The 14,779-nt window shown below is 52.7% G+C and carries 10 protein-coding genes; 9 read left to right on the top strand and 1 reads right to left on the bottom strand.

Features of this window, described 5'->3' with window-relative positions; translation table 11 throughout:
* Positions 1–142: 142 nt before the first annotated feature.
* The 6 genes from ACNO8S_RS16895 to ACNO8S_RS16870 all read left to right on the top strand — a co-directional run bounded on the left by ACNO8S_RS16895 (position 143) and on the right by ACNO8S_RS16870 (position 8,910).
* Positions 143–1,462, top strand: a complete 1,320-nt coding sequence (locus tag ACNO8S_RS16895; protein ID WP_129756236.1) for a glycosyltransferase family 2 protein — start codon at positions 143–145, stop codon at positions 1,460–1,462.
* A gap of 219 nt (positions 1,463–1,681) precedes the next feature.
* Positions 1,682–2,962, top strand: a complete 1,281-nt coding sequence (locus tag ACNO8S_RS16890) for a nucleotide sugar dehydrogenase (RefSeq protein WP_151104161.1) — start codon at positions 1,682–1,684, stop codon at positions 2,960–2,962.
* A 170-nt stretch (positions 2,963–3,132) separates the two neighbouring features.
* A complete protein-coding gene (gene wecB, locus ACNO8S_RS16885; protein ID WP_129756234.1) occupies positions 3,133–4,248 on the top strand; it encodes a non-hydrolyzing UDP-N-acetylglucosamine 2-epimerase in 1,116 nt (371 codons plus the stop codon).
* Between the two features lie 297 nt (positions 4,249–4,545).
* Positions 4,546–5,523 (top strand): DUF1616 domain-containing protein, encoded by a 978-nt coding sequence (locus ACNO8S_RS16880; protein WP_050006935.1) that lies wholly within the window; start codon positions 4,546–4,548, stop codon positions 5,521–5,523.
* A gap of 853 nt (positions 5,524–6,376) precedes the next feature.
* Entirely contained in the window at positions 6,377–7,393 is a 1,017-nt protein-coding gene (locus ACNO8S_RS16875) for a glycosyltransferase family 2 protein (RefSeq protein ID WP_420182952.1), read from the top strand.
* A gap of 308 nt (positions 7,394–7,701) precedes the next feature.
* A complete protein-coding gene (locus tag ACNO8S_RS16870; protein ID WP_420182951.1) occupies positions 7,702–8,910 on the top strand; it encodes a glycosyltransferase in 1,209 nt (402 codons plus the stop codon).
* A 16-nt stretch (positions 8,911–8,926) separates the two neighbouring features.
* On the opposite strand, the gene ACNO8S_RS16865 is transcribed toward ACNO8S_RS16870, so the two are convergent.
* On the bottom strand, positions 8,927–10,144 hold the full coding sequence (locus ACNO8S_RS16865) for a glycosyltransferase family 4 protein (RefSeq protein WP_049943027.1): 1,218 nt from the start codon (positions 10,142–10,144) through the stop codon (positions 8,927–8,929).
* Between the two features lie 411 nt (positions 10,145–10,555).
* On the opposite strand from ACNO8S_RS16865, the gene ACNO8S_RS16860 reads away from it, so the two are divergent.
* From ACNO8S_RS16860 to ACNO8S_RS16850, 3 genes are all read left to right on the top strand, one after another.
* Complete coding sequence (locus ACNO8S_RS16860) at positions 10,556–11,356, top strand: hypothetical protein (RefSeq protein WP_420182950.1); 801 nt, start codon at positions 10,556–10,558, stop codon at positions 11,354–11,356.
* Positions 11,357–11,538: 182 nt separating this feature from the next.
* Positions 11,539–11,808 (top strand): hypothetical protein, encoded by a 270-nt coding sequence (locus tag ACNO8S_RS16855; RefSeq protein ID WP_151104156.1) that lies wholly within the window; start codon positions 11,539–11,541, stop codon positions 11,806–11,808.
* A 121-nt stretch (positions 11,809–11,929) separates the two neighbouring features.
* Positions 11,930–14,668 (top strand): Ig-like domain-containing protein, encoded by a 2,739-nt coding sequence (locus ACNO8S_RS16850; RefSeq protein ID WP_420182949.1) that lies wholly within the window; start codon positions 11,930–11,932, stop codon positions 14,666–14,668.
* Positions 14,669–14,779: the final 111 nt, after the last annotated feature.

The following is a 14,779-nucleotide window of genomic DNA, read 5'->3' as shown; positions in this document are numbered from 1 at the left end:
GGAATAACAATGTGATAACTCGTTCACAGCAGAGCACAACGGAGTCCACTACTCGCCACAATGATACCACTATACGTACTGGAGCGTGTGGGCGACCACACCGAACGACCGCCATCGAGAGCGGTTCCGGAGTGGGACTGAGATGTCGGATAGAATCCAACAATCACCCGCTAATGACGGTATCCGCGAGGTTTCCAAGAACTTGCCCGCGGTGGGACTAGTCGCGACCGAGTCGAACGCTGAGTGGATCGCGGCTGAAATCCTTCGCATACACTCACGGGCACACCAAGCAATCGTTACAGCTGCTGTTGATGCTGACCTTCAGGCACTCACTTTTGCCCGGTGGCTTGATGCAGAGGTGGTTCTCCCTTCTGGAAACTGGGCTGAGACCGATACCCCTCGCGAGCGGTTGCGTCTGTTCGCTAAGCAAGCTGGGTATCCGGGACTCCTGTACCATGGTGAAGAGAAGGGGTCAGTTAATCTCTCGGCAAGCCGCGAAGCCCTGGAGAATACCGAGGAATTCACAGTCGAAGCCCGTCTTGAGCCCGTCACCGAGCCGGACCCGACTGTCATGGTCGGAATTCCCGCGTACAACGAGGCGGCGACGATTGGGGCAGTAGTGGAGTCAGCTAAGAACTATGTAGACACCGTTCTGGTGGTCGACGATGGGAGTACTGACGACACCGTCGAAGTCGCAGCGGCGGCCGGTGCAACAGTGTATGAGCACGACCGTAACATCGGGTATGGCGGTGCCCTCAACAGTATTTTCGACCAAGCTAGCCGTGGTGACGCCGACTACTTGGTCATACTCGACGCAGACGGGCAGCACGACCCCAGTGACATCCCGGAATTAATCGAACAACAGCGGAAATCCGGGGCGGAAGTTGTCATCGGCAACCGGTTCGATGAGGATGCAGACACCGAGATGCCGTTGTACAGGCGGTTTGGCCTATTTGCGGTTAACCTCATGACAAACCTCAGCCTCGGAATCCTCAAGCCGGCAAATCAGATCAGCGATACACAGAGCGGATTCCGTGCGTATAGTACAGAGGCCATAACCTCGCTCGCTGAGGACAACTCAATCGGAGACCAGATGGATGCAAGTACCAATATTCTGTACCATGCTCACTCAAATGGCTACCAGATCACAGAGGTTCCGACGACGATAGATTACGACGTGGAGACTTCTAACAACCTTGGCCCAGTTGAGCATGGGCTCACGCTCGTTGGAAACATTATTCGGACGGTTGAGCGAGAACATCCGATTATGTTGCTCGGCGTGCCTGGTGTCTCCTGCGTTCTGATCGGATTTGTGTTTACTTACCTTACGATGTTCAACTATCTTCAGTCCGGAACTTTTCCACTTGGACATGCTCTGGCTAGCACTACGTTCACAATTATTGGCATCCTCGCAGCCTTCACTGGAATCATTCTCCACTCCTTAGAATTATACCGCCAATAGCTGGCAGTTCAAGTATTCAACGGACAAATTAGGGTTCGTATCTTTCTTTCTCAGGTGTCGGTTTACCAGAGTGTTTGATTTTTGATTGGGAACAACTTCTGCATAACAAAGGGTAACCTATATGATTCGTACGTCAATGGAGCACGAACCCATATTAGACTATCTGGAACGGGGACAGCGCTACGAGTCAATGATAAAACTACGGGAGGCACTGGAAATATGACTATCTGCGTCCATGGGCTCGGCTATATCGGGCTTGCAACCGCATCGCTGTTCGCCAACGAAGGCACCGATGTCATTGGTTTCGATGTCAACGAAGATGTGATAGATCGCCTCCACGAGGGCGAGCCCAAAGTCAGCGAGTCGGAGCTTGAGTCGTACATTCAGGATGCGTTAGAGTGTAATCTAACGCCGAGCCGTCGCCCCCAACCCGCTGATGTGCATATCATCTGCGTTCCAACACCGTACGACGAACTGAACGATGAGGCGGATCTGACCTACGTGAAGGACGCTGGGCGAAACGTGGCCAACGTTCTCAGGCCTGGCGACACCGTCATTCTGGAATCAACGGTGCCGCCGGGAACAACTACCGGAATCCTGGCGCCGATCATATCACGAAGTGATCTCAATATCGGTGAAAATGTCCACTTGGGGTACACACCGGAGACGGTGATGCCGGGGAATACGCTCACAGAACTCCGAACCAACGATCGAATCGTTGGAGGTGTTGATGAGGCCTCGGTTAGCGCTATCAAGTCCCTCTACGAACCGCTTACCACCGGAGAGATACATGTCGCCGCTGACCCAACAACCGCCGAGTTCGTGAAACTCGCACAGAACGCTGAGCGAAACGTTAGTATCGCGTATGCTAACACGCTCGCTCTCCTTGCAGAGAACTACGGCATTGATGTGCGGTCTGCGATCACCCTCGCAAACAACCATCCGCGGGTTGATATTCTGAGTCCAGGCCCAGGGGTAGGTGGACACTGCCTTCCTGTCGACCCACGGTTCCTGAGCGATGGCTCTGGTGCAACGGAGCTGATCGATATAGCGAACCGGGTCAACGGCAGGATGCCTGAGCACGTTATCAGATTACTCGAGGACGCTATCGACTCGCTCGAAAATAAGACTGTAGCTGTCCTTGGAATCACGTACAAGGGTAACGTCAGCGATACCCGAAATAGTCCAGGCTTGGAAATAGCCCAGCTTCTCGGTAATGTCACAGTGGATACACGCCGGGCCATGGATGGGGGTTGGGACGAGGGATCAGTCACTATTCACGACCCACGGGCGACGGACTCCAGACTACAGCTCGTTACGCTCGATACAGCAGTAACTGGCGCTGATGCAGTGATATTCGGGGCAGCACACGATGAGTTTGCAGACCTTAACCCGGAAGACATTCGGTCGAAAATGACGGGCCGAACCGTGGTTGACCCGGTCGATGTAATCGACGTGGATCACTGGACTGAGCACGGGTTCGATGTCCGGACAATCTGAGTTGTTCTGCGAATACCATTCTGTTAGTAACAACCCCCTCGCGGACGGCTGGTCATCATCAACGGCGTAGGAGGCCCATAACAAATCCTGTTGACGACTCACGGAACCGCTATGAAACCTGATCGGGTGGCACTATTGTCAGAATTTCGACTCATGAGGCGAGGACGACAATGACTGACAGCACTGTGGGTTTCGTCCTTGGAACGCGTCCCGAGATTATCAAGTTAGCCCCGGTAATTCAGGAGTGTCACCGGCGTGGCGTCGACACACACATCATCCACACTGGGCAGCATTACTCAGATTCGCTGGATACCGTCTTTTTCCGACAACTCGGATTATCACCGCCAGATACGAACCTCGAAATCGGATCTGACGATCACGGGGCTCAGACTGGTGCGATGCTCGCTGGTATTGAGAAAGAACTTCAAGATGCCGAGCCAACGGTGGTGTTTGTCCAAGGGGACACGAACTCGACTCTCGCAGGTGCACTAGCGGGGAGCAAGATGGATGTCGACGTAGCCCACGTCGAAGCTGGGCTTCGGAGTTTCGATGACGACATGCCCGAAGAGACGAACCGCGTCATCATCGATCACATCTCCGATTACCTCTTTCCCCCGACCGCCGAGACAGCGGCGTTGCTCCGAGACGAAGGGGTCCCCGAGGACCGCATCACAGTCACCGGAAATACGATCGTCGACGCAGTCGAAACCTTTGATGATGAAGCCGCAGACAAAAGTCGGATCCTGAGTGAACTCGGCCTTTCCGAAGGGCAGTTCGACCTATTGACTGCTCACCGGGCGGAAACAGTTGACGACCGGGAAGCCTTCGAGCGGATTCTCAGCGGCGTTGCACGGGCAAGCGCTCAAGCGGACCGGGAGGTCATCTACCCGATCCATCCCCGAGCAGAGGATCGCCTCGAAGAGTTCGGTATCGCAGTCCCCGATCAAGTTCGTCTTATCGAACCACTGGGGTTCTTCGATTTCCTCAGATTAGAGAGTGCAGCGGACTTGGTGTTCACCGATTCAGGTGGTGTCCAAGAGGAGACGAGCATCCTCGGGACACCGTGTGTGACGCTCAGGTATGGAACTGAACGCCCTGAGACGGCGTTTGTCGGTGCGAATTGCGTTGCCGGCCGGGAGCCGAGTAGTATCACTGCAGCGGCGACACAGATGCGCGGAAAGGCTGAGGATTGGACGACGCCTTTCGGAGATGGGACAGCCGCCATTCAGATACTCGATTCAGTTTCGGAACTCCCCGTCAGGGAAGCAGTCACAGCGCCCGAGTGACCGGCCAGTAAGCACTGTGCGCCCGGTGCTGCTTCGGGTAGTTTCTCGAGTACGAATTGACCGCTCTTCAACGACTTGTTTGACCAAGGATAGGGAAGAACGACCAAATCTGTACAACTGGAAAGGCGTGTTCTGTCTGGTTGCTTTCCCGGTGGTAATTCACCGATTGACAACAGGTTACTCCCCATCCAATGACCTTATTTTGGCCAGATTCCGGACGGGAACTCTTGGCACTAATCCGTTACATGAACTGGTAGTAACTGTCTAATTTTATTACTACGACCGCACCAAGCGATAATGGCTACTGATGCTGATGCGAACATCGAGACGGAGACACTCCCGATCGATCTTCTGTTGGTCGGACTCCTTGGCTTCTGGCACCTCGGTGTTGCCCAGGGGTATTTCGAACAGTCTCCCGCAGGGATTTTTTTGGGGTTGGGGGCGGTACTTGTTGCACCGGGATACGCTCTAGTTGCGCTTCTATTCCCACGAGGATCTTCTGAGTCTGGTGGACTGTTTGACAACCGGGAAGGACGAATATCTGCCGGTGAACGACTTCTCCTTGCAGTCGGGAGCAGTGTCTGTATAGTTCCACTATTGGGGCTCGGGTTAGTCTTGGGCTCGCTTGGTGCGACTACCGGATCGTATCAATTCGCTATCAGTGTTACGACGGTACTTCTCACGTTTGCTGCAACGATCCGACGGGCGCGAGTGCCATCAAATGTGCGCTTCAGTCCCCTGCGGTGGATGACAACTGTACGGAGCCAAACGTTTTCAACACCGTCTGGGGGTGTTCCGACGATACGCATTTTGCTTGTATTTGGGCTTCTTCTCTCCGGTACCGGAATCGGGTACGCGGCCATATCGACTGAACGGGGTGAACAGTTTACCGAGTTTGCGCTGGTAACTGAATCCGCCGACGGAAAACCCATAGCGTCTGAGTATCCGTCACAGATCCCGCTCGGCAGTTCTCGGACTGTTCAGGTCTCCATCGGCAACCATGAAGGCCAAGAACTAAACTATACTGTTGTTGTCATTGCGCAGAGAATCGAGAACGGCAGTGTCCTGGCCACCGCGCGGATTGACCGATTCAGAAACCGTGTCGGGGCGGGTGACACTCTCAAGCGGCCACATGAACTGTCCCCCACGCTGGTCGGTGATCACATTCGAGTTTCATACCTCCTCTACCGCAATGAACCACCAGTTGAGGCGAATCCTCGTCCCGAGAACGCGTACCGCCGCACACACATCTGGGTTAACGTCATCAGTGGCTGATAGCATAGGCTCGCGCTCCGCAAGGACCAAGCTAGCCCCGTAACGACTATTCGAGAGGTCTATTTTCTGCTATGTGTGGTACCTATGCTTGGCACAGCACACCTGTGACAAGCGCTTATTGTTTTCTAATACGAGATAGTATCAAAACGATGATCTCACAAGCCAGAAGGAATCCCGATTATTTTGCACGGGACACCACAGGCATTGGAGCCAGATGATATTCTCATTCAAAGTTAATACTGTTCCGCTGACATGATTTCTGCAGGAGAAAATGAATTGCGAAGACCGTTCGCACCCCTATCACGTCGTTCCTTCAAAAACACCGAAAAGGATCAGACTACTTCAATGACCCGCTCAAACAGGAGGGAGAGAGTAATAAGCCAACCGACAAGCTTGGCAGCCTGTAGCCGACGCCACCACTGCCCGTCTGCCAGCGGAGGGAACACCTCACTAGTTACGAGTAGGATCAGAAACAGTCCGACAAGGTAAACTCGAAGACCAGTGATGCCAACGACCCAGATGGTGACTAGCGAGAGCGTTCCTAGAGTCACAAACGATACGAGAAACCACTGGAACCGACTCTGGCTAGGTTTTGACATCGACATGGATGAAACCCACTTGGTCTCCGGCATATGGATTACGTACTAAAGCATAGTGAGACCTGACAAATAGTAATTCTCCTGAAAAGCTATGGTTGTGGTCGATAAGACACCGGCTAACGATACGCTGTTTTATTATTACACGTTAGCCCCTCCGCAATCAAAAAACGATATTGTCTGTATAATACCAATTCAGATCTGCCACCTTGGGGGTTATCACCTCGTCCAGAAACCACTCTTGTCTGTCGGTAGCAATGTTGTACTTAAGTATCCCGGTATACAGATTACAACTCAAGATTAATATGTCGGGGGAATGCCACACGAACGGTGAGAATCCGCTTGTGAGTGTAGTAATACCTACGTATGGGAGAGATGGACGCCTGCCAGCCGCGATTAAAAGTGTGCTTAACCAACAGTACGACCGGATCGAACTGCTGGTCGTTGATGACGGGTCACCGACACCTGTAGCGACGACATTACCCGAGGATATTTTGAGTGACGGGCGTGTGAAAACTATCCGGCATAAAGAAAACAGGGGTGCAAACGTCGCCCGAAATACGGGTATTCAGACTTCAAATGGTGATTATGTCGCGTTCCTTGACGATGATGACCGGTGGGACGAAACGAAGCTCAGGAAACAGGTCGATACGTTCACTGAATCATCACCCGAAACAGGAGTCGTTTACACATGGGTCAAACGGGAGAGCTCGACTGGAACAACGGTTTCAACCCCGTCTGCGGCGGGCGAGGTGGTCACAGATCTGCTGACCGGCGCAAACTTCGGACAGTTCTCTTCGGTTCTAGTCGACACTGAGGTGATCTCCGATGCCGGGCTGCCCGACGAGAGATTTCCCGCGTGGCAGGACCGTGAGTGGTTTTTCCGGCTCGCACAGGCTTGCGAGTTCCAACCGGTCACGGAGACACTTACGTATCGCCAAACTGGCCGAGAGGATAGCATCACAGCAAAGTTCGAACAGAAGCGCGACGTCGCCTATCCTCTGTTTGTCGAGAAGCACGGCAGCCTCGCAGCGGAGTACGGGAAATACTACAAGCGGACCTTTCTCGCGTCCATGCGACGCTCGCTTGCACGGTCAGCAATCCATGCTGGACGGTACGACGAGGCCCGTAAATACTTCTTACTGGCCTTTTTTGCCAACCCACTCTACCGTCCTGTCCACCCCCATCTGCTACCCTCCTTGGGAGGAGAGTGGACCTACGAGGGTGTTGCGTCCTTGCGTCGGAAACTGACAGAGACCATACCTGCAAAATGAGGACGTATTGTGGTATTGTGCTTTGGAATCCCACTCGTACCGGGACTCAGTTGACAACATTTCTGTCCGCTCAAACAAAGCCTATCCGCTTGAAACGATTACAGATATCCGTATGAATACGCTACATCGACAAACTGGTAGGTAACACCGACTAAAATACGGTACCGAACAACTCGAACGGATAGCTTCCGCCTGATACCAATTTCTAATACACAGTCTGTGCTACTTCGATGCCATCGGCCATGTGAAGTTTGGTACCGAACGAATCCAGTGACTAACAAAGTCTATCTGACGGGTCCAACACAATAATGGACGAGCCGACGCCTTCAGATGGTGCTGGTTCTGCTGTCTCGACAGTAGCCGAACAGAATATCTCAGCTGCGACGGACGGCGACCGACCACTGCTGGCCTTTTTTATTCCGGATCTCTCTGTCGGTGGTGCAGAGCAGGTCGCGATCACAATCGCGAACGGGCTGGCCACCCGGGGGTACGACATTGACCTTCTCCTGTCACGGGCGAGCGGTGAACTCCGTTCAGAGTTGTCTGAGCAGGTCTCTATCGTCGAGCTTCCACCATCGACGACGCCAGTGGTTGGGGTGGCCGCACATCTGCCGTTCCTAGCTAGATATTTAAGTAAACACACGCCGGCAGCGTTGTTTCCCCATCTTGAACACCCAAGCATTGTCTCGCTCGCTATCAATAGGTTCCTCGACATCGATACAACTGTCATTCCGACGCAACACTCCGCGTTCGGACACGAAGTCGAGGCGACACCAAAGGATCAGATTGTCGGACGAATCGTCCCTTGGCTTTACCCCGCTTCGGATCAAATCATCAGTGTTTCTGAGGGCGTCGCAGACAGCCTCACTGACAGTACTCCAGTCGAACGCTCGGACATCTCAGTACTTTATAACCCAGTAGATGTCGAACAGATTCGTGGACGGGCCAGCCAAACAGTCGATCACGACTGGGTAGAGAACGATGATCGGGATGTCGTCCTATTTGTTGGGCGACACGCACGTCAAAAGAACTTGGATGGATGGGTCCGTGCGTTCGAGAAGGTAGTCAGTAGGAACTCGAATGCACGTGCAATCATAGCAGGAAAGGGACCGTGCCGAGCGAAAGTTCAGGCGACGGTCGAACGACAGGGCCTGTCAGACGTGGTGTCGCTTCCTGGATTCGTCGATAACCCGTATCGATATATGGCAAAGTCAGACGCTTTTCTCCTCTCATCTCGGTATGAAGGGCTACCGACGGTCCTGATCGAGTGTTTGGCGGTTGGATGTCCGATCGTTTCAACGGACTGTCCGAGCGGCCCAAGAGAAATTCTCTCCGATGGAGAGTATGGGACACTTGTTCCTATGGATGATGTGGATGGATTGGCTAACGCAGTCCGTGACACGCTTGCTGGTCCTCCTGATCCTGACCGGTTGCGGTCCCGCGCCGACGACTTCTCGCCGCGACCTGTGTTTGACGAGTACGAGCGGTTCCTCGAAGAGCACGTCTTCACAACCTAACACTATCTGGCGGGCATTAGTCCAGGACTTCAGACATGGGGAGCTGTCCATCAGCGATGATCGATTCGTGGAGGTTCGCAAGTCGCTGACCGTGTGCTTCCCACGTCCATCCCTTCGATACCAACCGTTCCTTACCGTTTGTTCCCATCCGTTCTCGCTCTTTTGGATTGGTGATGAGACTGTTCAGGGCGGTGGCAAGCGCATCGGAGTCTTTTTTTGGGATCAAGAGGCCTGTCTCTCCGTCTACCACCTGTTCTGGGATACCGGATACGGCCGAGGCGACAACCGCAGTTTCGCTGGCCATCGACTCGTATATCGTGTTCGGTCGGCCTTCTGCGTGGCTTGGGAGCATGAAAATATCTGCGGCAGCGAACCACCGCCGGAGACCCAGCGGTGGGACTTCCCAGAGGACCCGATAGTCCTCGTGGTGGCTATCTTTGAGTTCAGCGATGAGGTTTGTGCGGAGATCACCGTAATGACCGACGAAAACGAAGGCTACGTCGTCGTTATGAATATCATCCAGGGCTTCACAAATCTCGTTAATCCCTTTCCGTTCCGTGTATCCCCCACAGAACATGATTAGTGTGGTATCTCTCTCAATTCCCAGTTCTCGCCGAATCGTCGCCTCGTTGTCCGTTGGATACCGCGCTGGGTTCGCCCCGTTTGGGAGCACAGTAGCTTTCGGTGTTTCGGTAATACTGTTGGCGATTCGTGCGAGTGATTCACTCACGCAAAAGATGCCGTCCGCGTAATTGAGAGTCTCTCTGATTTTTCTCCGACTGATCTGTGAGAGTTCATAGAAGCTGTTTAAAATTTTCCCACGCCCCATGACTGTCAGCGGGATATCGTTGCTCCTACAGTACGGCACTAACCCGTAGCCATCGTAATGGATGTGGCCAGCATGGCAGATATCCGGCGTCTCAAAGTTCGTTGAGAGATACTCCGGGAGCATTTTGGAAAACGACCGTGACGACAACGTGTATTTAAATAACTTTTGCGGTAATAAGTAGAGGAATCTAGGGTAATGGACCTCGTGAGAACTGTAATCATGTCGGCTCGGTATGTCGCCGAACTCGGAGTAGGGACCTATCGGAGGCGCTCTCGGACGAGGAGTAACGACATCTAGACTAGTATCTGTCATACTGAGCGCCCTGATGGATCGGAAATTGAACAGCCCCATATAGGGATTAAAGGGGTCTGGATGGTTCATCGCGCTTACGACCGCATCGTACATGAATACTAACTGGAAGTGGGTCTCATTAAGTATGCAGCCGGTACTGGCTGTCCTGTTTGTGTCATCCTTGTTGAAATCTGAAAACAACAGATAAAATCCACATAAGTTTACTTGTATACTATCTATATTGAACTGCGTAACTACATTTGGGATGGTCCATTCACGATACTGTGGGTAGAATATTTATAACTATACCATCCACTGCAAAAAGTCTGCACTGTGCAGACTAATATACACGAGTGGCTACGTACCCTTACAGGAGACCAAGTAGATGGGGGCGAAGAGGGACTCCGATATTTTTTAGGTGGAGCTTATAATGGATTATATTTCTCACTGACCACTCAGTACCCTCTCGGCACGAACATTTACGAAAAAAAGTGGGATTTACTGATCGTACTAGACGCCTGTCGTGTGGACGCGTTGCGGGAAGTCGCACCCGAATTTGAGTTTATCGACAGGGTTGATAGCGTGTGGTCCACAGGAAGCTCTTCTCATGAGTGGTTGTGTAAAACCTTCACCCAGGAACACGCAGACGAGATCTCCGACACAGTATATCTCTCTACGAATCCGCATACTCAGCCGACATTTAAAGACGGGAAACGGCCACCGCGCAAGTACGTTGTGCCAGTTACTTGGGCAGATTGGAACGTAGTAGACGAAAGCCAGTTCAAACTCCTGAAACAGCTTTCTCGCCACCACAGGTACGAGGACTACTTCGATACGATTCCGCCGAATATCGTGACCGACCAAGCGATTCTTGCGGGACGAAAGCTCGACTTCGAGCGGATGATTCTTCACTATTATCAACCACACCGGCCGCATGTGGCATCCGCATACAGGGAACAACGGGATATCACTGACGCTGAGGATCACCCATGGGAAGCTATCGAACGTGGGGAGATATCCAAGCAAGAGGCTTGGGAGAATTATCTGGATAACCTTCGATTAGTCCTTGGCTCAATCCGTCGCCTGCTCAGTAACATAGATGCGGAGCGGGTCGCCATCACTGCTGACCACGGTGAATTGTTCGGAGAGATGAAACAGTATGGACATCCGGAGGGGATACCACATCCTCATCTCAAAAAGGTCCCGTGGGCTGTTACATCTGCCACAGATCAAAAAACCAGCAATCCGTGCGTGAGCGTTGCAGAGCAAGAAGAACCATCGAAGTCAGACGTCGAAGATCGTCTAAAGCATCTTGGATATATCTAATACCTCTCCTTGCTGATTGTTGAAGACTGAATTATTCGTTTCAGGCGATTTTCGACCGTTAGGTCAGTAGTGGGGAATATGAAATGGTAAGTATGCAGTTCACAAGATTTTGTATCGAATAACCAGATACCTATATAAAGTAACAATTTATAATACCATAGTCGGGTCGAATTCGGTACAGCATGTTAAGAGCGAACTACCTTGAGAAAGAAGTCATTACTGGGGCAGGAAATCAGTGTGAAACGAGTGAAGTGAATTCGGGGATATATGGCTGTTTCAGCCCGAGGAATGCCATTAAGGGACTGTTTACCAAACGAAAAACGGTAACAGTGGAAACTGTCGTGAGGAATCCACTTGGAAAGATCGCAACCACTACCGCCGAGGCGTGGATGGGCTCTGACAACAGGGCAGACAAGTCTGAGGAGACTAACCGGGAGGTCTCCAATGAGTAGACCAGCTTACGTGCCCGATAGTGCCGAAGACATCACGAATCACGGTGTTGGTCGCGATCACAACCCGAATGATCCAGACCTCTCTGCCGCACGAGAAGTTTTAAATGCGCTTCATAGTGCTATGGACGCTGCTGGGCCGAACGGATCGATATTTGTTCCGGAAGGAACCTACTACTTCGGAAGTGAGGACGTCTACTCCCTCATCAATCTGGGTGGAAGTCAGCCACGTGGCATCTCAGTTTACGGCGAGGGGCCTGCTAAGTCCACACTTGCGGTGACTGAACACATGGATCCTGCGGTTATCTCGAACCAGACGGCGTTTATCTACGACGGGGACGCAGACCATGGGGATGTCGAGATTCGTGGGCTTACGCTGGACGTAAACGCTCCCAATCTGGGCGATCTCAACGCGCACAGCGGCGGAGCAGATGGGTTCTCGCTTTCTGGCGATCCACTGTCGTTCTCGCTATACAATGTTCGGATTACAGACACCTATACGCGGGGTATTAGATGCAGGCAGTACCTCTCATCCGCGAGATACTGTACCCTCAACCGGATCGGCATCGAATATCACAAAGACAGCGGATCAAATACACATCCGTTTGACTCGTTGCAGACGCCGAAAGGCAGCACCACGGTCATCGAAAACTGTAAAATAAAGAACTGTCCGGGTAGTGCAATAAACATTCGATACGGTGACGGAACCTACCGAATCCGGAACGTGTACGCCGCTGGGACAGGTAGTCAGTTCCTCAAACTCTCCGCCGGAGAGAGGGTCGAACTGCGCCGCATCAACCACACAGCATACACAGCGGAACTGGAATCGCTGCTCCCAGACGAGCCAAACGATGGATTCCTGGGTCGACACTTCATCCAGAGCCTGGGGGATCGTGGGGACACCAGCGTGACGTTGGATATGGAACAAGTGTCGACGAAGAACCACACTTCGTATGCATTCCAAGTCCGTGATTCGGTGGGCGGTCCATCTGATATCACATGGATCGGCGATAGGATCGCGTTCGCCGGTTCGAACATGTACACTGATGATGAGGTCATCCGCGACCGACAGGGGGCAGCGTTCAAGAACGTTGATGTTGGCGAGATATCGGTTCACGACACCGATGCGAAGGTGTTTGAAACCGAGGACTCGTACGGCTCTATCGCCACGCTCTCCACGGGTAACGTCGGTAGTGTCGGAAGTATGGGGGACATCAATGTAGGCAGTCACCTCTCTGGAGGGAGCCCGCTGAATGTGGATGTTCCAAGCGAGGACGAGGTAGGAGTGAAGAGCCAGAGTAGTACAGAGGAGGAAACGACTACTACTGAGACCGTAGACGACTCACAGAACGACCTCCCAGACTGGACAGCCCGGTGGGGCGGTGACCCTTCGGATTGGTCAGTCGTCTCGAATGATTCAACAACGGGCGACGCATATGTCGAGTTCAGTGCCAGTTCCGTTAATTCGCATGCAATGTCTTGGGACGATGTCGGCGAAAATACCGATATCGAGGTACTCGGACTGGTCCATGTCAGCTCGGAAAACAACGATGGCGACGGCTGGGGCCGTTTGATCGGCCGAGGAGGCACCGATGCCAGTGGAAACATGGTCGGCTATTCTGTCTGGTTTGTTCGAAGCGATGGGAGCATCAAGCTCCGAGTTGAGAAGGACTTCAATGGGTCACAAACCACACTTGGCGAAACTGTAGCCAATTCAAACCCCCTTGATGAATGGAGCTATCTCCGGCTCCGTATCAATGGTTCATCTGTACAAGCCAAAAACTGGAGTTATGGCGCGAAAGAGCCTGATTCGTGGGATATAGACGTAACTGATGGGGACGTCACCGATCCGGGATGGACTGGGATCGGATCTTGGTCGAGTGACACTCAGATGTTTGATTTCTTCAGCGTTGGTACCAGCGGTGAACCAGCCAGGCTCGACGACGCCAGGCCGGAAATCGCGTGGCAACAGCCCCTTTCTGAAGAAACAGTAGACGGTACAGTCACCTTGAAAATCAGCGTAACTGATGCCGAAGACGCTGCTGGCACCCCCACCGTCGAATATCGCGTCGACGGTGAGACGTGGTCGACTGCGTCGTTCAACTCGGATACGGGATACTATGAGGCCAGCTGGGACTCCTCAGGGCTATCAGACGGAACCCACACGCTTGATGCCACGGTGACCGACTCAGCCGGGAACACCGATTCGAGCAGCATTACCGTTACCACTGACAATAGTGGGACCAGTCCTGTTGTCAACGGTCTATCTGTTTCACAGGTCGAGACAGATACTACGGATGCGGCCTTTGCGATTGACTGGGAGGTCAGCGATTCGGACGGAGATCTCTCAACCGTCGATCTGGGCCTGTACGATGAAACCAACAACGAGCAGGAGGATACGAAGAGTGTTGCTGTCTCGGGTGGCTCAGCTACAGGAACAACGGATCTCACAGCGAGTGGAGACGACGGAACTGGAAACGAGTACACCATTGTGCTGACCGCGACAGACAATAGTGGAAACGGCACGTCTGCTACCGCGTCAGCGTCCGCATCTGGAGACGGCTTGAAACCGCAGATCGGACGGTTCAGTGTCTCTGAATCGCAAAAAGGTGACGGCAAAGCTAATATCACTGTCGTGTGGGACGTGCATAGTAGTGATAGCGAACTCCGGTCAGTTGACATCGATGTCGTTGATTCAGATGCCGTGGTAGAGAGCGTCCAGTGGGAAGTCAGCGGAAATACGGCTTCAGACATCGATATGTTCAACATCGAGCAGGTCACCGAGAGCAACTACAGCATCGCACTCACAGTGGTCAATAGTAGCGGGAAGTCTGTCTCTACAACCAAATCGGTAAGCGTCTAACAGCGGGACACACTGTCATTCGTCTCGTATCTCCGCGGTAATATGTGTGTGGGCTGTAGAATCTGTTTGCATTTTTCTCGGAAGAACAATTAAAACGCTACAGTACAGGAT

Origin of the sequence: Haloarcula sp. KBTZ06, assembly GCF_048595605.1 — an archaeon.
GTDB lineage: Archaea > Halobacteriota > Halobacteria > Halobacteriales > Haloarculaceae > Haloarcula > Haloarcula hispanica.
The sequence above is the reverse complement of the archived record's forward strand: the minus strand, read 5'-3'. Positions and strand labels throughout refer to the sequence as shown.